Here is a 19,871-nt window from a genome sequence, read left to right as displayed (position 1 = left end):
TAAAGGAAAAAGCCATTCCAAAATTTATCATTTTGAAATAGCCTTCCTTTAAACAAAAAGTTAATTAATCGATTATTGAGAAATTACATTTGTTGCTTGAGGTCCTTTTGGTCCTTCTTCTACATCAAAGCTTACTTCTTCACCTTCGTTAACTGTTTTGAATCCTTCTTTATTAATTTTTGAGAAATGCAAGAAATAATCATTTCCATCTTCTCCTGAAATAAATCCGAATCCTTTTTTGTCGTTAAACCATTTTACTTTACCTAACAAAGTATTACCTCCTAAAATTTTATACCTCAAACAACTGTTACTGTTACAAATATATATTTTTTGTTACACTTACTTGCTTTTGGTTATCTATTATTATTATACCACACTTTTCTAAAAAAGAATAGCTTTTTTTCTCAAAAATTTAATTATTTTTAAGAATTTATTATAATAAAACTCTTGTAATTTCCTAAAAAACAATATAAAATATACACTGAGAATAAACTTAAAAGGATGTGGTAATTTATGAATTTAAAAAAACAAATGTTAATTAGTACATTTTTAATATTAGCAATAATGAGCTGTGGAAAAAAAGAAGCGGCTCAAAATGAAGATCAGGATGAAATTCAAATTGAACAGCAAAGTGCCGACACTACAAATAATAATTCTCAATCCAACCCACAGGAAGCACAACCAGTTGTAGAATCTTCTGAAAATATTAATGAAAATGCTAATAATCAACCTCCTTCTCAAGTAAAACCAGAAGAAGTGAAATCTAGCCAGACTTTACAGCATGTAGATAGACTTATTGGTAAAGAAATCCCAATGGAAGATAGAATTTTAGTATTTTCTAAAGAAAATAACCAATACAAGATAACTTATAAAGGTGAATCTGAAAATGGAATGCAAGTTGATACTAAAAACTTGACTTTCAATGAAAAAAATGACAGCTTAACAGACGGCACTTATACATTTAAGCTAAATAAAAATAAATTAGGCCTATACGCTGGAAATCAATTCATATTTACAGTTGATTAATTACATTAAGTTAATCTTTAAAAATTCACTCAAGCAGTTAAATTATATATTTTTTATAACTGCCTGAGTTTTTTTTATACTAATAATAAATCTTATTTAAATAATGAAGATATTAAAAATCTTTTTTATCAAAGTATTAAAACCTAATATTTATGTAATTTCCTTAAAAAGTAGTTCTAATTGGTTTCAACTACTTAAATAATAAATGTATGAAATTAGAAAATTAATAAATCTCAATTTTTTATTCAATTGTAATTTTTCTTGGAATTACTCTTTTTTTCTGAGAAATTTCTCTATCTTTTCCTAAATTTTCTAAAATTTTAACTAGATATTGGTAAAGCTCTTCATTACTATAATTTTCATTTTCCATCTGTAACTTTAAATTAATATACGCTATTATAACATCTCTTTCCACATTTCCATTTAAGCAATTTACATAAAAATTAACATCATAAATATCCAAATTTTCCTTTTTAGAAGCCTCTTTCCCAAACAATTTCAAGATTTTAGGGTGAAGTGTGCCTAATTCATGTCTTGAAGAATATTTTGTATTTATCAGCTCCAGCAAATTAAAGTCACGTCTTAAATCTATAAAACTATTATAATCATTTCTAAGTTCTGCTCCAACTCTTGTAATAAATCTCGTTATCTCAATTTCTCCGATTTTTTTTCTTCCAGTATTTTCAAAATTCTCATAGTTTATTTCTAATTGATTATCTAAATCAAATCCAATTTCAACATCATCTTCATTTTTTATTTCAATATTTTCTGCATTATTTAAAATTTCTAACGAAAAATCAGCACTTCTAACATAAAATTTTCTTTCCTCAAAATCTGAAAATAGTTTTAATTTTAAAATATATCTATTCTCGATTTCAGGCATATCAAATTTATAATCCTCATTCATCCAAAAAATTTTTCCACTGCATTTCACAATTCCTTTTGTTATTATCACTCGTTTGCTTTCTGCATCCGTAATAAGATTAAATCCTAAAATTATTCCGTCTTTTCTATCCAAATACAATAGTTCTGTCAATTCTACTGGATTATCCCTCAATAAATCAAGTGCCTGCTTACTTATCACTTGCCCATGCCCAAATATAGGATATTTATTCTCAATCATCTTTCCCCCATTTTTTTATTTTACTAATTTTTATTAATTTCAACTTGTAAATTTTTCAGGTTTCCGGCAAAAGTTATATTTAACTGGCAAATACCATTATCTACATCAATTATATGGGATAAGTCATCTCCTTTTTGCATGATTCCATTTACAAATTTTGTATCTTTTAACCAGACTGATTTCTGACTTTCAGGATTTGTACTGAAAAACATATTTAACTTATCTTCCTTAAAGTCTGTTGTTGTAAATCTTAACGTTCTTTCAATATATGTAGTTGTAAGTGTCTTATAAAGTGGCTCATAGCCCCCATCTAGATTTTTTAGCAAAGTTCTTGCCTTATATACAACTATATTCCGTATTTTTTCACGTGCCACATTTGCATTATCTGATGAAAATACAAATCCATAGTTAAACTGATTTATTCTATCCTTTATTGTATTTGTAAATCCTGATATTTCCTTGGACATTGTTGTTTTTGTATGATAAGAATTATCTTTTTCCTCAATATCAAAACGTACTCCCGGATATTGTGGCGATACATTTGAAAATCTTTCCTTTAGATAATTTGGACATTGTGTGGCACCAATTATCCCTGCTGCCACATAAGCCGCATCAATATACACTCCTTCTATCCAGAATTTTAACAAATCCTCCTGTTCTTTTGAAAGTGATACCCCTGTTTCTTCTTCAAATTTCATTTTATAATCCAGCATAACACCCGATTTATCCTTTGGAATTATCGTAAAATTAGGGATTACTGGGATCAAATATTCAGAATATCTCTGATTTTCAAGAATTTGAGTTTTTTCAATATATTTATCTACACCTGTTGTAGCAAGATTATCAAACGAAGTTTCAGGCTTCCCTTCAAAACTAAAAAATACTTGAACTCTATATTCTGCTAATACAGTCATTAAGTTTGTCAATACTTCAATTGTATTTTTTTCAGTTTTCTCTTCATTCTTCGTTCCCATAAATCTTTCACGAACTTTTTTCTCAGATTTTTTCGTATCCAAATCAACATTCGGATAAATTCCAAACCATACCGTGTTATCAAAATCATTTTTTTCATTAGTTGTGTTCAAAAACGCACGTAATTTATCTTTATTTCCAGCTTTTACGACCATTTCAGGCTTTACATTTGTAATTAAAAGAGTCGGTTTCATAAGTCCCATTCTTACATCATACTGTTCAAAAAACATTTTTACACCTAATATTTTTTCAATCAAAGGTTTTGCAATTTTTATAAAATCTTCCTGTGCCGATTTATAAAATGCCAAATAATTATTATAATTTTCAACTTCCTGTTCAGGATCAACATCTACAAATGTCTTTGCAAGTGGTACAAATGTTCTGACAACTAAATCGCTGATATATTTATTCGGCTCATCTGTCACATTTTCATAGTCATCCCTGAAAGCCTCAACTAAAGCTGTTGTATTTTTTTCTTCAATCAGTGCAAGAGCCGTCTGATTTTCCTGCTTATACTCAATTACTTCAAGTTCCCCTTTTTCTCCCACTTGTAACATTCCAAGTTTTATTTTCTCAGACTTAAAATTATTGGTATCACTTCCAATTAAAAGTCGAGTTTTTATGTCTTCAATCGCAAGTGGCAACATTCCAAGTACATTGCTGTAATTTTCTGAAGCCTCCTCAAATTTTGAGTTAAGTTTATCCCCTAATTCCAGTTTTTTAGGATTCTCATCATCTAATTCTTCATATTTCTGATAAATATATGCAATCTCTTTTCTAGTCTGCTTAATATCTTCAATAACCTTTTTTGGTGAAATTAACTCCAAAATATTTTCAAACTTAAAATCTACATTCCTGTTCCCTTGCGACTTTCTAGCTTCAATCAATGTACTAAGCATCTTAAAAAACGTATTCCCATTATTAATCTTAATTTCTGTTACAAGATCTTCAGGTACTCCCTCCGGCTTTTTCAAAATATACTTAATACTCTGACTCTCTGCATCAAAATAACTATACACCTTCGGATCAAATTTTTCCAAAAACTCTTTAAAACTTCCAACCAAAAGATGCCTGTTAATTTCAATAACATTCTCATCATCCAGCGAATCCATATCCCTCGCATCATTAATAAGCGTCAAGATATCCATTTTCTCTGGATTAATTTCCTCAAATAAAATAGTTCGATTAGTCTGATTAATAACATTCTTATTCCCCATTTTTCCTTTAAAGTTATTCTTAGTATCATATAAAAATTAATTACTGTAAATCAACTTTTTGCAATCCATTTAAACTAATTTTATACAATTTTTCAAATAACTTTATTTTCCCCCTTCTTTATATTTTTAATTATTTTTTAACCAATATAATGATACAATAAAATTTGGATTTTGTCAATATTATTATTTTCAATTTTTGTTTTTATATTGCTTAAATTAAGTTTTATACTTCAATTCTAAGATTAAATAATTTTTATTTTTTTACAAAATTATGAAATTAATAAATCTAATATATAATACTGTGTCCCTATTTTTGTCAAATAAATTTCTTCAAACCTCCCCATTGAATTATTATCTTCAGATGAACAAATAACGGTTCCATATATATCTCCGTTAACATATCCTAATTTTTTAGGATTTTTTGTTATCTGAATTGAACAACTATATTCAATATCTTTAACTTTAATAGTTTCTTCAATTTTTTTATTATAACCCATGCTATCCAATTTATTTTCTAGTTTTAAAAGTATATTCGATGTTTTTTCAAAAAATTCATTATTATTCTTATTATCATCAAAATATTCTCTATACTTTTTAAAAATGTTATTATCATATTTTTCTAATATATAATTTTTACTTTTTCGAGCTTTAATAATAATGTCAAGAATTCTTTTAAGTGATACACTCATTGTTTTATCATCCATTTTTTTATTATCAAAACTTACTTTTTTCAATATTTTTTGTGGTTTTTTTTCTGTATTTTCCTTATATTTAATATTATTAAACAAATTATCATTATTTTTTCCACAACATGAAATTAAAGTCAGCACTATTATTTTAATTAATAATTTTATCATTTTATCTCCTTTATCCTACGGTACCTGTATTTTGTGAATCTATAATTATTGGCAATTCTCGTTCTTCTGGTTTTACTATATAACTTTTAGGTTTCATAAAATAATCAATTCTACTTGGCTCAAAAGCAGTTTTATTAATTTCATTGTTTTGATTTCCACCTAAAAATACATACATTCCATTTTTTCTTTTTCCAACTAATATAGCCACATGACTATATCCATTTCGAAATTTAAAAATTCCTATAGCTCCTACAAAAGGTTGTGTTTTTTCTCCTTCAAACCAACCTCTTTTTGGCAATCCTGGTCTTGGTGCAACTCCCCAGTCATAACCTCCAACAGAAGGATTTGATGAGTTTTTATATCCCGATGTTTTTATGCAGTATGTTATAAATGCTGCACACCATGCAACTTTAGTAGGATTTTTATCTGTACCAAAATTTGCCATAGAAAAATATGTTTTCTGTATTCTGCTGTATAAACTTTTACTTGATTCTTTTTGTCCTCTATATTTTTTCATTTCTTCTTCCGCAATTTTTATCCATGGTGCTCTTTCTCCAATTTCTTTATGCGGACAATTATTTATTTTACATACATTAGTTTCTTGTTTTTTTTGCGGAACATTTTGAATAATTTGTTTTTGTTCTTTTATATTTTTATTCAAATTGTTATTTGGATTTTGAGTTTTTTCTATTGAAGGAATTATTTTATTTATTATTGTTGTATTTTTATTATTTTCATTTTGAATTACCGAATTATTTCTCTTTGTATCTACCTTAACCTCCTTTTCAGAACTATTATCAACTTTTTTTTGTATATTTTTTTGTGCAACATTATTAGAATTCACATTTATCCTACTCGATGAACCATGAGTCTCATCCCACACCCCTTGACTAAACGGACACACTGCCACACTTTTTCCATTTTTCCTTATAGCATTTAATATATCTCTCTCAGTTGGAACATGTTTTGTAGATGTATAAAGCATTTTCCCTATTCCAATCCAGTTTGATATATCTGATGATTTTATTCTTTGTTTTGGAACTGCTTTTGCCTGTTTTACATTATTTTTTATTTTGTAGTTTTGTAATTTTATTTGTTCTGTATTTGTAGTGTTTATATCACTATTTAATTCTGATTCAATCAATTTTTTTGCATTTTCTGTTATAGTTAGATTTCCAGCTCGCATTAAATAACCATAAGTTATTACTGGGAGCATTTTTGCAGAATAGAAATTTTTCCTTTCATAATCACATAGGCTTAATCCGTGATTTTTTACTACTCCTTTCGTATCAAATTTAGTCCCTGACTTTTGTTTTACATTTTTATAAGCTTCTTTGAATACGGTATAGATTCTTTTTCTTAGATATTTTTCTTTTTCTGTAGTAACTTCTTGATTTGCAATTTGCATTTTTGCTTTGTTTATCTTTATAAAATTTTCTTTATTTTTCTTTTCAGACTCACTTAATTTTCTCATTCCAAGCATATTTTTTACATCTTTTGAAAAGTAAGAACGCATATTGTCCATTACTCCAGCTTTATATTTTTTCCATTTAGCATATTTTTGTGCCTCTTTTTTCAGCTGTGTCTGCATAAAATTATTATTTATATCGCTACAAATATTTATTAACAGCTTATATTGACAATCTGCATCTCTCTCAGCTTCCTTAACTTCTTCCATTTTGGTAACAGCCGTTCCTACTTCTTTTTGTCCAGCATCATCAATACTTATTATTCCACCGTGCATACATTGTATAGTCGAAATATCCAGCAATGCAGGCTTGTCTCTTACTTTCACATCTGTATTTTTCTCCCATGTCCCTATTAATGCTGGCTGACAAATCCCGATAGCACTACATGATTTAAAAGGCTGAATATTTGTGTCATTTATATTTGCCTGCTTTGCTCCTCTAAGCATAACTCTATCTTCATTTATTATTATCTTGCTTATATCCTTTCCAAGCGTACACCTTAATATGCAGTTAGTATTTACAAATAATTCTCCAGTAGGATTTATAATATTCTGCAAATCATAAAATGATTTATAAAATGAATACAAGTCCATAGAATCAATATTTGCAGCATAATCTCGCAATTCTTTACTATCTTTAAATAATCTCAAAATAATGCTTTTATCCTTTTCAAAGTCCAAATTATCCCTGTAATTTTCATAAACTTCATCTATCAAATTACTTATTTGTCTGATATTCCGTACTTTTATTGCTGACTTTGAAGTTATCCAATCATTAAGAACAGTAGTTACCCTTATATCTTTTCCAATTTTTTGAAGCCTGTCAAATAGTCCCATTTCACTTTTCGAAGGTAAATCTATTCCCTTGTGTTTTTTTATATACCATAACAGATAATTTCTAACTATATTACTATCTCTATATTTATGATTATCAAAATACTTAATTTCATTTTCTTCCTTAAATCCAGTCTGAACCTTCAAAAATTCAATTATTATATTGTCAATTAACCTTCTTGATAAAGGAAACTGTCTGACTCCATTTTCATCTATAGAATATGTTTTTTCGTATTCTAATACATTTTCTCCAAGTTCTCTTATCAAATTTTCACATCTTGATTTTTGCAATTCTGATGGCTGTTTTTTACTGACTTTTATAATAATTTCATCAATATCCTTTATTCCTTGTATATATTTATCATATTTTTCAGGTAATTGATTTTTTTCAATCTTAACTTCCTCATCTTTTACATGTATCTGAATCACACCTTGTATTTTATCCACATAATCATTTTGCTTCTTAAATTTATTTACAGGCTTTTTATCAGGAAATTTAATGTATTTTGCTGAATATTGGCTAATTACGTATTCCAGCGACTCTATGCTAGTTTTATTTGGAATAGGGTACGAATAAATATAATAAACTATATCCTGTATCCGCAAAACTTCATTATTCTCTTCTCTTCCTCTCAAAATATCGAATCCATGCTGTCTTATTACATTCCCAATATTTTCGTTATCTTTGGTTGCCTCATCATACATTTTTAAAATAATATTTATATCTTCATTATTCTCTTCCAGCACCTTTTTCCCAGTCTTAGTTTCCAAATATTTTACATAATCCTGATTATAAAGATTTTCATCTTGAAATTTAGCTTGCAGCCTCTTTAAAATAGACTCTTCAGGATTTACAAAGGCTAATTCAGGAGCTTTTCCATTTTCAGCTCTGTCTCTTTTATACTCTTCGCTATCCCAAACTTCCTCAAATTTCTGTCCATTAAATGTGAATACTCCCACTTTGCTGGTATTTTCAACATTTTCTATTTTTGTAGTATTTGAGGTTGAAACAGGTTTTTGCATTTGTACTGGTTTTGATTGAGAATTATTTGAAATATTATTTTTAGGTTTCTGCTGAACTGTAGCCTGTTTATTTATATTTTTATTATCAGTCTGAGTATGATTTTTCTCCACAACTTTATGTCCAACTTCACAATTATCCTTGAATCCAATAATTACTGATAAGTCATGTCCTGCTAAATTTTCAGCATAAAGCAGTGAAGGCATGGAATTTCCATCTACTGGTATTCCCCATACTCCTTTAAAGTTATTTTCCAAAGCATTAGACATTGCACCTTGTCCACATAAATGCGATGCAGCAAGCATTCCAGATGATGTAAGCAAAAAACTTTTTCCTCTCAAATCTTCTGCTTTATAGCCTTGATTTCTTTTTTTCATTATTATTGTTTTTACTCTTGCTTCAGAAGCTGTTACTTTTCCTGGTGCTTTGTAAACTGCATTTCTAGGAACTGCTATATTTTTACAAATTTTATCCTTATGTTTTTTCAAAGTTGCCCATCTCATTTTTACAGAACGCATAATTACTTCATCTTGTGCTGCTGGAGTATTCAAAAAACTTTGTTTTCCTGTTAACTTCCATTTTGTGGCACCTTCACCAATAAATCTGGCATTTGCCCAAGTTGATCCTTTTGGAAGCCATCCCATATCCATCAGAACATCTGTTCCTATTTGATATTTTCCAATATAGTATTTTTGGTCTGCTAAATCATATTTTCCTCCACTTTCCAGCTTAGCTAATTTTTCAAAAAATGCAACCGCACTATCCCCAATATCTACCCCATTAAATTTTCTATTTACCACAATCAATTTCCCCCTTTAAATCTTAAAACTTTCACAAAATTAATTTTATCAATTTAAATAAAATTATTACATTCCTTCTTTGTTTGCTATATTCTTATTTATAATTAATTTTATCATAAACTATTTTAACTGGCTTTTATGTATATATCCTTTCATATAATATCCCCCATCTTTATTATAAAAATACACATATTTCCAGGCACCTTCGTTTGAGATTTCCTCAACTGTAACGTTATTCGCTAATTTATGAATTATCGAACTATCTGAACCATGGTTTTCTCTTACATTAACAACATTTTCCTTTGAAGCCGTTATAAAAATTTTACCTGTTCTCTTAGGTGATACTAGCCCAAAATCCCTAAATTCCTCACGCCACAAATGTTCACTTTTCATATCCGTTATCACATAATTTGTCCCTCCACTTGCTGCAACTATTGATAAAAACAGATTATTTCCCTCAATACTTTCCAATTGTGAATCTAAATTTACTATATCTTTTACTATTATTTTTCCATTTTTTGTAAAAAAAGTTTCACTATTTGATTGTCCCGCATAAGCATAAGGATATGTAAGAGTGTATATTGAGTAAATATTATTTGTAAAAAAAGTTGCCCCTTCCACTTTATCATCTGCTTCTTTAGAATTTCTATTATATTCATCAACTATCTTGTAAATCTCTTTCGGAAGTTTATCTAGTGCAATTTCCTTTGTAGAAAGTTCTTTTATAATCTTTACTGTCTCAAAACCGTTTATTTTGCTCTCAAATTCTGAAAAATTAGGATATTTTACCACATTTTCTCTTTTTGCAGTAAGTTCTGGGTATCTTTCTTCTATAAATATTTTTTTAGGAATCATAAAATCACGATAATTTTCATATACATAATCCACAATTTCTTTTGGAACTTCACGTAATTCCAGCCTTTTTAAGTTTTTTAATCTAGAAATTTCCTCAACTCCATTTTTTAATGGATTAAAACTTACATCCAAATGTTCGAGCTTTGCTAATTTTCCAATCCCTCTAATATCACTTATTTTATTGTTATGTATCCATAGTTCCCTTAAATTGGGCAAATTTAATAACGGTTTTACATCTTCTATCTGATTAAAATTTATTTTCAACACTTCTATTTTTTTTAGATTTTCCAACGGCTTTATGTCCTTTATTCTATTCCAACGTAAATCAATAATTTTTGCATTTTTGTAATTTACAACGCAATTTATCTCTTCCAACCCTTTATTTCTCAAGTCTATTTTTTCAGCATTAATATTATATTTTTCTAGTTCAGTACAACTTTTATCTTGTTTCGAAATTGTATGAATTTGTGCCATTTGTTCATTTGTATTTCTATTTTCTTTCAACTCATCACTTTTACTGTTACTACATGCTATAAATACTATAAAAATTGAAATTTTTAGTATTTTTCTCATTTTTCCTCCTATTATTTATATTATTATTTTAATTAATAAAAAATTTATTTTATATAAATATTTTTTAATATTTTTATATTTATTCATTTTATTTTAATCTATATAATGATACCTTATGTTTTAAATTTTGTCAATAAAAAAATGGTTTTTTCCTAAAAATTTTATATTATTTTGAAAAAGTGCTTGTAATTATAATAAAAAAGTGATATTATTAGTTTAGAAAATAAATTTAAAACTTCAGGGCAGGGCGAAATTCCCGACCGGTGGTAAAGTCCACGAGTTGTTTTTATTTTAAATAAAATTAAAACGACATGAACTGGTGCAATTCCAGTACCGATAGTTACAGTCTAGATGGTAGAAGTGAAATGATTAATTTTTAATATGAATTTATTAAATAATTTTGTTGTATATAACTCAGTTATTTATGTAAAATTCAGAATTATAATAATTACAAATTAAAATTACCTACCTTTATATAAAAGCCTTGAATCTTAGTATTCTTGGCTTTTTTAGTTTTAAATGAAAATAAAAAATTAAATAATGAGAGGATGATTTAAAAATGAGAACTTTTGAAGGAAAATTTGATGGAAGAAATGTAAAAATAGCTATTGTAGCTGGGAGATTTAATGAATTCATTACTTCAAAATTGATTGGAGGAGCTTTGGATGTATTAAAAAGAAATGATGTTTCTGAAGAAAATATTGATATTGCTTGGGTTCCAGGAGCTTTTGAAATACCACTAATTGCAAAAAAATTAGCAAATACACAAAAATATGATGCTATAATTACTCTTGGAGCTGTTATAAAAGGTTCTACACCACACTTTGACTATGTTTGTTCAGAAGTTTCAAAAGGAGTTGCCCAAATTTCATTGCAAAGTGAATTACCTGTAATTTTTGGAGTTTTAACTACAAACAACATTGAAGAAGCTATTGAAAGAGCCGGAACAAAAGCTGGAAATAAAGGTGCAGATGCTGCATTTTCTGTAATCGAAATGATTAATTTAATAAAAGAAATTGGATAAAAAATATTTTTGTAAAATTTTCAGAAAATTTTGATAAAAATAAAATTATAAATTTAATTGATAGCATCATGAATTATACTCAAACCTACTTAAAATTAAACTACTAAAAATTATATAAAATTTAGGGTTTGAGAAAATAGTCATAGCCTTTTGAGTTTAGTTTTAAATCAGTTTTACTATAATAAAGGAAAAAATAAAATGAATGAAAATATTGATGAAAAATATATGAAAATGGCAATTGAACTGGCAAAAAAAGGGGGTGGGTCAGTAAATCCCAATCCAATGGTTGGAGCTATCGTCGTTCAAGATGGAAAAGTTATTGGAACTGGCTATCACAAATATTTTGGAGGACCTCACGCCGAAGTTTATGCCTTGGATGAAGCTTCAAAAAATTCTAAAGATTTGTCAGATGCAACAATTTATGTTACATTGGAACCTTGCTCGCATTATGGAAAAACACCACCTTGTGCAGAAAAAATTGTAAAATTGGGACTAAAAAGATGTGTTATCGGCTCATCTGATCCAAATCCAAAAGTAACTGGAAAAGGTATACAAATATTGAAAAATGCTGGAATTGAAGTTACTGGAAATATTTTGAAAGAAGAATGCGACAAAATAAACCAAGTGTTTTTCAAATATATTATGACAAAATTACCATATTTATTCTTAAAATGTGCGATTACTCTAGATGGAAAAATTGCTACAAAAACAGGAAATTCCAAATGGATTACAAACGAAGCGGCACGTGAAAAAGTACAATTTTACCGAAATAAATTTATGGGAATAATGGTTGGGATAAATACTATTCTAGCTGATAATCCAAGTCTTACTGCGAGAATTGAAAATGGTGTAAATCCATATAGAATAATTATTGATCCACATTTAAAAACTGAAAAAGATTATACTGTTATTAAGGAAAATATTGATGAAAAAACCATAATTATTACATCAGAAAAAAATAAAAATTCTGAAAAGCAGTTAGATTTTTCTAAAAATAACAAGGTTAAATTTGTATTTTTAAATGGTACAAAATTCAATTTTAAAGAAATCCTTGACAAAATTGGAAAATTAGGAATTGACTCAATTTTGCTGGAAGGTGGACAATCACTTATTTCACAAGCATTTGAAGAAGATGTTATTGATGCTGGAGAAATTTTCATTGCTAATAAAATTTTAGGCGATACTGAAGGAAAATCTTTTATTGCTGGATTTGATAAAAAAAATATGAATAGAGCCATCGTTTTGAAAAACGTAAAATATAATGTTTATGATGAAAATGTTGGAATGGAATTTTTACAAAAAAATTATAGTTAGTAGATTGGTTATAAATACAACTTAACTTTCTACTATAATTTAAAATAAAAAATTAAAAATCAGGAGAAAATTATGTTTACTGGTTTAGTTGAAGAAACTGGAAAAATTATTGATATTGCAAAAAAATCTGCAAGTATCGAGATTACAATAAGGGGAAAAAAAGTCGCTGAAAAAGCACAGATTGGGGATAGTATTGCTGTAAATGGCGTCTGTTTGACTGTTACAAAACTAAATGGAAATGACTTTACTGCCGATGTAATGTTTGAAACTATTGAAAAAAGCGGTTTAAAACGTGCTAAAGCTGGAGATATTGTAAATCTTGAAAAGTCACTTACACTTATGACTTTTTTAGGCGGACATCTTGTAATGGGAGATGTTGACTGTGAGGCTAAAATTGTATCAATTACAGACAAAGGGATTGCAAAAGTGTATGAATTCCAGCTGGATAAAAATTATAAAAATAATATGAAATACATTGTTGAAAAAGGACGTGTAACGATTGATGGAGCGAGCCTTACAGTAATTGATGTAAATGATAATGATGGAATTTTCTCAGTTTCACTTATTCCACATACAATTGAAAATATTACCGTTGGAATGAAAAAAACTGGAGATTTTGTAAATATTGAAACAGATTTGTTTGGAAAATATGTTGAAAAAATATTAAAGTTTGACAATTTTGAAAATATAGAAAATAAAGAAAAAAAATCAAATTTAACAATGGAATTTTTACAAAAAAATGGATTCTAATTGAAAATATAATAAAAGAAAGAAGTGATTTTAAATGTCAGAAAAAAAGATGAATTTTGACAGCATTGAAGCTGCCATCGAAGATTTAAAAAATGGTATTCCAGTAGTAGTTGTTGACGATGAAGAGAGAGAAAATGAAGGAGATTTTGTAATTCCAGCTGATGCAGTAACTTATGAAACTTTAAATTTTATAATTAATGAGGCACGTGGGCTTATGTGTGTCCCAATGTCTAAAAAACGTGCAGAAGAGCTTGAACTAAATCCAATGGTTCAGCACAATACTGATTATTACGGAACTGCTTTTACAGTATCAGTTGACGCGCTGGAAGGTACAACTACTGGAATTTCTGCAGGTGATAGACTAAAAACAATAAAAGACTTGGCAAATCCTCTAAAAACCGCAAAAGACTTTAGAAAACCAGGACATATATTTCCGCTAATCGCACGTGAAGGTGGCGTTCTTGAAAGAAAAGGACATACTGAGGCTGCTGTTGAATTATCTAAACTTGCTGGATTTTCTGATATAGGTGTAATTATGGAAATTTTAAGAGAAGATGGGGAAATGGCTCGTCGAAATGATTTGTTTGAATTTTGCCAAAAACATAATTTAAAATTAATTACAATTGATGATTTAATTGTTTACATAAAAAAAAACGAAAAATTAGTTAAAAACGAAGCAGTTGTTCATATTCCAACACAATTTGGAAACTTTACTTTTGCAGGTTATAGTGACAAAATTGAACATAAAGAATATATTGCTGTTATGAAAGGGGAAATAAAGAATAAAGAAAATGTCACTGTCAGACTTCACTCTGAATGCCTGACCGGTGATGTTTTTGGTTCAAGACGGTGTGATTGTCAAGAACAGCTTCATAGAGCCTTATATGAACTGGAAGAAAGTAGAGAAGGTCTTTTAATCTATCTACGTCAAGAAGGACGTGGAATTGGTATTTTGAATAAATTAAAGGCATATAAACTTCAGGATGAAGGCTATGATACTGTTGAAGCAAATCATAAATTGGGATTTTCTGATGATTTAAGAGATTATGCTGTAGCAGCACAGATTATAAAGGATTTAGGAATAAAATCAATTATTTTAAAAACTAATAATCCAAAAAAAATTGAAGGACTCGAAAAATACGGGATTAAAGTTGCTGGACGTACAGAAATTGAAATTACTGCAAATGATGTGGATAAAAGTTATTTAAAGGTAAAAAAAGAAAAAATGGGACATTTATTGAAACAAAATTTATAGAAAATTGATTCAATTAACTCAGGTATTATGGCTATTTTGCTAAAATATCTGAGTTTTTATTTTAAGCTTTTTATAAAATTAACTCTATTTTAAAGTAATTTCCATTATTTTAATTTAACTTTCAACAATTCTCCTTATTTATTTCTTAAATTTTTCATAATTTCCTTTTATAAAATATTCTTCAAGTAATAAAAAATTAAATGTCTTCTATAAGTTCTAAGCAAAAATCTAATTTTGAAAAAAATATTTCTTCATTCAAAATCTTCAACTCATAAATATTTTTAGATACTTTTTATCAATTATTAAATAATATTTTTATACAAAATAATTATAGGTATAAAAAAACATAATCCAAAAACTTTTGACTTTATCATCTAGTTTCTCAGATTATGTTTTAATGCTATTCTATAATTAAAATATATCTTTGTCAGATAACTTTGCATCTTTTGTTTTAAACATTTCAAGCAGTTTTTCCACCGTCAGTTTTTTCTTTTCCTCGCCTTTTATATCAAAAATTATTTCTCCTGCATGAAGCATAATAAGCCTATTTCCATAAGTTATGGCATCTTGCATATTATGCGTTATCATAAGACTTGTTATATTATTTTTTTCAATAATTTCCTTTGTCTTTTCCAAAATTATTTCTGAAGTCTGAGGATCAAGTGCTGCTGTATGTTCATCCAGCAGTAATATATCTGGACGGTTTAGAGTTGCCATTATTAATGACAAACATTGTCTTTGTCCACCAGATAGAAGTCCTACCTGTGTAAACAATTGATTTTCCAGCCCAAGTCCCAAACTTGCCAATTGCTTTTTATAAAATTCGATATTTTTTACATCCAATCCAAAAGTAAAGTTAAAACGCTTTCCTTTATTTTTAGCCATTGACAAATTTTCCAGCACCGTCATTGATGGAGCTGTTCCCATTGTTGGATTTTGGTAAACTTGTGAAATCCATTTTGCTCTTTTATGCTGTTCTACATTTGTTATATCATTTCCGTTTAAAACAACATTCCCTCCATCTGGTATGATTTGTCCATTTAATACATTCAAAAGTGTAGACTTTCCAGCACCATTACTTCCAATAATTGTTATAAAATCCCCGTCATTTATTGTGAAATTCAAGCCTTTAAATACTTGTTTTTCTGTTCCCAGTTCAGAGAAGAAAGTTTTATGTAAATTTTTTAACTCTATCATTAATTTGCCTCTCCCTTCTCAATCAATTTTACTTTTTTCTTACCTTTTTTAGTTTTTTGAATTAATTCATTCCATAAAATTACTGCAAGAATTATCGCTGTTATAACTTTTACATCTGTTGGTTTAACTTCCAGTATCTTTATAACATTATCACTGAAATGAAGCCCTTCATACATATTTCTTGTCCAGCTGTTTGACATCAAAGCTAGATTTATTATAAAATAATACATTAAAGATCCTATTGTAACAATGGAAATTTCGTTTATTACTTGTGATTTTTTCAATACTCCAAGTCCTAAAATAATTGCTGCAAGTCCAATAACAATTGTTCCTACTCCAGACTGCAAATCTGCAACTTTAATATTTTGTGCAAACAATGCACCTGCTAATGCCACAACTCCATTTGCCAGCATTAATCCAAATATTTTTAGTCTTTTTTCATTTACCCCAAGACTTACTACAAGCTGCTCATTATTCCCCAATGCTCTTAATGCAAATCCAAATTTTGATGTCAAGATATAATCAATAACCATTTTTATAATAAATGCGATAAGTATTGTAAGCATAAGTTTTACATCTTTTGTATTTGCAACATAAATTATCAGTCCAATTACAAAAATAGTATAAACAGCAAGACTTCTAACCATATATTTATTTTCTTTAATTTTATAGTCATAAAGCCCTTTCAATACAAGTAAAATTACAAATATAATTGAAAAAGGTATAAAGTTCTTTTCATAAGAAATTATTTCATAAATACTTCTTTCTGGCGATATAAATACATTAGGCATTCCAACAATTCTGGAGTTTATACTATAAAGTCCCGTCATTACTAAAATTCCTGAAAGCAGTCCGTTAATTTTTAAATAAACGTGCAAGGCTCCTGTCACATATCCTGCAATCATTCCACATATAACCGCAAGAATCAGTCCCATAATCGGACTTGTTATTCCAAAAAAACCATTTTTAGACAGTGCAAATGCTGCAAATACAAATCCTCCAAGTGGAAATGTTCCATCCACTGACATATCTGGAAAATCCAGTATTTTATAAGTCAAATACACTCCCATAACCATTATCGAATATATAAATCCAGTTTTAAAAGCCTCTGGAAGACTTTGTAAAAATACTAATAATTCATTCATTTAACTTTTTTCTCTCTTTCTTTTCTGTTCTCTCCATTTAATTTATTATTTATTTTCCTACAAATTCAGCTCCATTAAACAATGGATTTTTTATATCCAGTCCCAATGCCTGTGCTGTCTTCTGATTTACATATAATTTCATTTGTTTTGAAGTTTCAAAAGGAATTTGAGAAACAGGTTTCCCTTTAAGAATTTCGATTGCCATTTCTCCAGTACGTTTTCCTAATGCGTAGTAGTCAAGCCCCATTGTGAACAATGCTCCCAGTTCTACAGAAGAGTTTTCACTTGCAATTACAGGTTTTTTAGCTGCAATCGCTTCGGAAGCGACAAAGTTTGCCCCTGATACAACAAGATTATCTGTTGGTAAATACAATGCATCAGTTACTCCCAATAAATTTTTAGTAGCCTGTGCCAGTTCACCAAAATTGCTTATTCCCTGCAACACAACTTCTATATTTTTTTCCTTGGCAATTTTTTGAATTTCCTGAACTTGAACGGCCGAATTTTGTTCTGATGGATTATAGAGAACTCCAACTTTTTTTACATCAGGCTTTATTTTCAAAAGTAAATCCAATTGTACTGCAATATTTTCTACTTTATCACTTGTCCCTGTCACATTTGGATTCAAAAGTTTTGCACTTGCTGGATCTGTAACAGCTGAAAATAGCACTGGAATATCTGAAATATTATTTACCAACGCTTGTGCAGATGGTGTTGCGATCCCAAATACCAAGTCTTTTTTGTCTACCTTATAATTTGAAGCTATCAAATTTGCATTTGTTACTTCCCCATTTGCATTTTTTTCATCAAAGTCTGCATTTATCCCAGCTTCCTTGAATGCATCCTCAAATCCTTTTTTTGCCAAATTAAGTGATGGATGTTCCATGAACTGTGTTACACCAATTTTAAAAACTTGTTTATTATCAGCTGGCTGTGAACTATTTTTTCCACTGACAGTATCACTGTTTTTATTTCCACAAGCTAATACCATTAATAAACTTACAACTACTAATAATATTTTTTTCATTTCTCTTCCTTTCCCATTATTTTCTAAATCTTTTTATCAAAATTTTACTGAATAACCTGTGCCTTAGATTTTATATCCTCAGGTAATGAAATTCCAAGTGCCGCAAGTGTCTTTCCATTTACTACAATTTCATTTAAAGGCATTGTCTTAAATTGAATTTCACTAGGCTTTTTACCGTTCTTCAAAATTTCAATTGCCATTTTACCAGCTTCTTTCCCTATTTCATAATAACTTACACCTTGTGTGATCAAAGCTCCGCCTTTTACATGAGCCGCTTCCCCACCAAATACTATTTTTTTAGCCGCTGTTGCTTTGTCTGTAATCAAGCTTACAACAGATGCCACAAGATTATCTGTTGGCAAATAAATTGCATCTGTTTCCCTAACTAGATTATCTACCGCCTGAGGTATTTCATTTGCTTGAACAATACTTTTTTCAACAATATTTATTCCTAGTTCCTTTGCCGCTTTTTTCAAATCTTCCACTTGAACCTTTGAATTTTGTTCCGAAGAATTATAAAGTACCCCAACTGTTTTTATGTTAGGACTTAATTTCTTTAACAATTCCAATTGTTGTTTTACATCCATTCTATCACTTACACCAGTCACATTATCCTTCAAAATTCCAGCCGATCGTGGATCTGTAATCGCCGAAAACACAACAGGTATATCATTTGTCGCTTGTGCCGCTGGTTGAGCTGCATTTGTTGCAATCGCGAATATCAAGTCCTCTTTTGAACTAACAAAGTTATTGGCAATCAAATTTGCATTAGCTGTTTCTCCATTTGCATTTTTCTCATCAAAATCAGCTTCAATTCCTGCTTCCTTAAAAGCTGCCTTAAATCCTTCCCTTGCACTGTCAAGTGCTGGATGTGATGCAATCTGTGTAATTCCAATTCTATACTTCTTAGAGCTTGTCCCAGCTCCACTACTACCTTTATTCTCACTACCAGAATTCCCACAGCTTAAAACCATAAGTGTCAATGCACTAATTAAAATCAATAATTTTTTCATTAATTTTTCCTCTCTTTCCTACTATCCTACAAATTTTCTCAAAACATCCAAAATAATTTTTTTAATTCTATTCCAAAGTTTTGAGTTAATAAAATATTATCTTCTCAACTAATTTTAGATAATATTTTTCCCTACTATGAAATAATAACATTTTTTTCTCTTTAAAGCAATATTATTATTTCCTTTTAATAACTTTTTTGATTTATTTTTTCATTTTTAAATTAAATAAAATCTTCTTTAATTTTTATTTTATTTAATCAATAAATATTTTTCCATAATTTTTAGATTTTTTCTTTTTTTGTAAATGTTTTTGATAAAAGATAAAAAAAAATAGTATCTCGAAATAATTAAAATATAATTTTTTAGTTTTAATAAACCGACGGAGCTTTTATTTGTTCAG

15 protein-coding genes and 1 riboswitch are annotated in these 19,871 nt (G+C 28.6%); of the genes, 5 read left to right on the top strand and 10 right to left on the bottom strand.

Annotation, left to right across the window (positions count from 1 at the left end; all coding sequences use genetic code 11):
- Positions 1–72: 72 nt before the first annotated feature.
- Complete coding sequence (locus HMPREF1552_RS00625; protein WP_015769847.1) at positions 73–270, bottom strand: cold-shock protein; 198 nt, start codon at positions 268–270, stop codon at positions 73–75.
- A 243-nt stretch (positions 271–513) separates the two neighbouring features.
- On the opposite strand from HMPREF1552_RS00625, the gene HMPREF1552_RS00620 reads away from it, so the two are divergent.
- Entirely contained in the window at positions 514–1,026 is a 513-nt protein-coding gene (locus HMPREF1552_RS00620) for a hypothetical protein (RefSeq protein WP_021743086.1), read from the top strand.
- 241 nt (positions 1,027–1,267) lie between these two features.
- Here the strand turns inward: HMPREF1552_RS00620 and HMPREF1552_RS00615 are convergent, their stop codons facing one another.
- The 5 genes from HMPREF1552_RS00615 to HMPREF1552_RS00595 form a co-directional block, all read right to left on the bottom strand.
- Entirely contained in the window at positions 1,268–2,149 is an 882-nt protein-coding gene (locus HMPREF1552_RS00615; protein ID WP_021743085.1) for a hypothetical protein, read from the bottom strand.
- Between the two features lie 23 nt (positions 2,150–2,172).
- Positions 2,173–4,338, bottom strand: a complete 2,166-nt coding sequence (locus HMPREF1552_RS00610; RefSeq protein WP_021743084.1) for a hypothetical protein — start codon at positions 4,336–4,338, stop codon at positions 2,173–2,175.
- Positions 4,339–4,607: 269 nt separating this feature from the next.
- Positions 4,608–5,195, bottom strand: a complete 588-nt coding sequence (locus tag HMPREF1552_RS00605) for a hypothetical protein (RefSeq protein WP_021743083.1) — start codon at positions 5,193–5,195, stop codon at positions 4,608–4,610.
- 10 nt (positions 5,196–5,205) lie between these two features.
- The gene (locus tag HMPREF1552_RS00600) at positions 5,206–9,318 is read right to left on the bottom strand and encodes a DUF4280 domain-containing protein (RefSeq protein WP_021743082.1); all 4,113 of its coding nucleotides are present in this window, start codon (positions 9,316–9,318) and stop codon (positions 5,206–5,208) included.
- A 120-nt stretch (positions 9,319–9,438) separates the two neighbouring features.
- Positions 9,439–10,746 (bottom strand): leucine-rich repeat domain-containing protein, encoded by a 1,308-nt coding sequence (locus tag HMPREF1552_RS00595; RefSeq protein ID WP_021743081.1) that lies wholly within the window; start codon positions 10,744–10,746, stop codon positions 9,439–9,441.
- Positions 10,747–10,975: 229 nt separating this feature from the next.
- Positions 10,976–11,113, top strand: a riboswitch (FMN riboswitch).
- A 192-nt stretch (positions 11,114–11,305) separates the two neighbouring features.
- Between HMPREF1552_RS00595 and ribE the strand changes: the two genes are divergently transcribed.
- The 4 genes from ribE to HMPREF1552_RS00575 all read left to right on the top strand — a co-directional run bounded on the left by ribE (position 11,306) and on the right by HMPREF1552_RS00575 (position 15,089).
- Positions 11,306–11,770 (top strand): 6,7-dimethyl-8-ribityllumazine synthase, encoded by a 465-nt coding sequence (gene ribE, locus HMPREF1552_RS00590; RefSeq protein ID WP_021743080.1) that lies wholly within the window; start codon positions 11,306–11,308, stop codon positions 11,768–11,770.
- Positions 11,771–11,968: 198 nt separating this feature from the next.
- Positions 11,969–13,084 carry a bifunctional diaminohydroxyphosphoribosylaminopyrimidine deaminase/5-amino-6-(5-phosphoribosylamino)uracil reductase RibD gene (gene ribD, locus HMPREF1552_RS00585; protein WP_021743079.1) on the top strand — a complete coding sequence of 372 codons (1,116 nt, stop codon included), beginning with the start codon at positions 11,969–11,971 and terminating at the stop codon, positions 13,082–13,084.
- Positions 13,085–13,156: 72 nt separating this feature from the next.
- Complete coding sequence (locus HMPREF1552_RS00580; protein WP_021743078.1) at positions 13,157–13,834, top strand: riboflavin synthase; 678 nt, start codon at positions 13,157–13,159, stop codon at positions 13,832–13,834.
- 34 nt (positions 13,835–13,868) lie between these two features.
- Positions 13,869–15,089 carry a bifunctional 3,4-dihydroxy-2-butanone-4-phosphate synthase/GTP cyclohydrolase II gene (locus tag HMPREF1552_RS00575; RefSeq protein ID WP_021743077.1) on the top strand — a complete coding sequence of 407 codons (1,221 nt, stop codon included), beginning with the start codon at positions 13,869–13,871 and terminating at the stop codon, positions 15,087–15,089.
- A gap of 411 nt (positions 15,090–15,500) precedes the next feature.
- Here the strand turns inward: HMPREF1552_RS00575 and HMPREF1552_RS00570 are convergent, their stop codons facing one another.
- From HMPREF1552_RS00570 to HMPREF1552_RS00555, 4 genes are read right to left on the bottom strand one after another with little or no spacing between them, the layout of a single operon-like run.
- A complete protein-coding gene (locus tag HMPREF1552_RS00570; RefSeq protein WP_021743076.1) occupies positions 15,501–16,286 on the bottom strand; it encodes an ABC transporter ATP-binding protein in 786 nt (261 codons plus the stop codon).
- Positions 16,286–17,431 (bottom strand): ABC transporter permease, encoded by a 1,146-nt coding sequence (locus HMPREF1552_RS00565; protein WP_021743075.1) that lies wholly within the window; start codon positions 17,429–17,431, stop codon positions 16,286–16,288. Before HMPREF1552_RS00565 ends, HMPREF1552_RS00570 begins: the two co-directional genes overlap by 1 nt.
- Before the next feature lie 49 nt (positions 17,432–17,480).
- On the bottom strand, positions 17,481–18,458 hold the full coding sequence (locus tag HMPREF1552_RS00560) for an ABC transporter substrate-binding protein (RefSeq protein ID WP_021743074.1): 978 nt from the start codon (positions 18,456–18,458) through the stop codon (positions 17,481–17,483).
- A 44-nt stretch (positions 18,459–18,502) separates the two neighbouring features.
- Positions 18,503–19,471 (bottom strand): ABC transporter substrate-binding protein, encoded by a 969-nt coding sequence (locus tag HMPREF1552_RS00555; protein WP_021743073.1) that lies wholly within the window; start codon positions 19,469–19,471, stop codon positions 18,503–18,505.
- Between the last annotated feature and the right edge of the window lie 400 nt (positions 19,472–19,871).

This window comes from Leptotrichia sp. oral taxon 879 str. F0557 (assembly GCF_000469385.1).
GTDB classification, from domain to species: Bacteria; Fusobacteriota; Fusobacteriia; order Fusobacteriales; family Leptotrichiaceae; genus Leptotrichia; species Leptotrichia mesophila.
The sequence above is the reverse complement of the archived record's forward strand: the minus strand, read 5'-3'. Positions and strand labels throughout refer to the sequence as shown.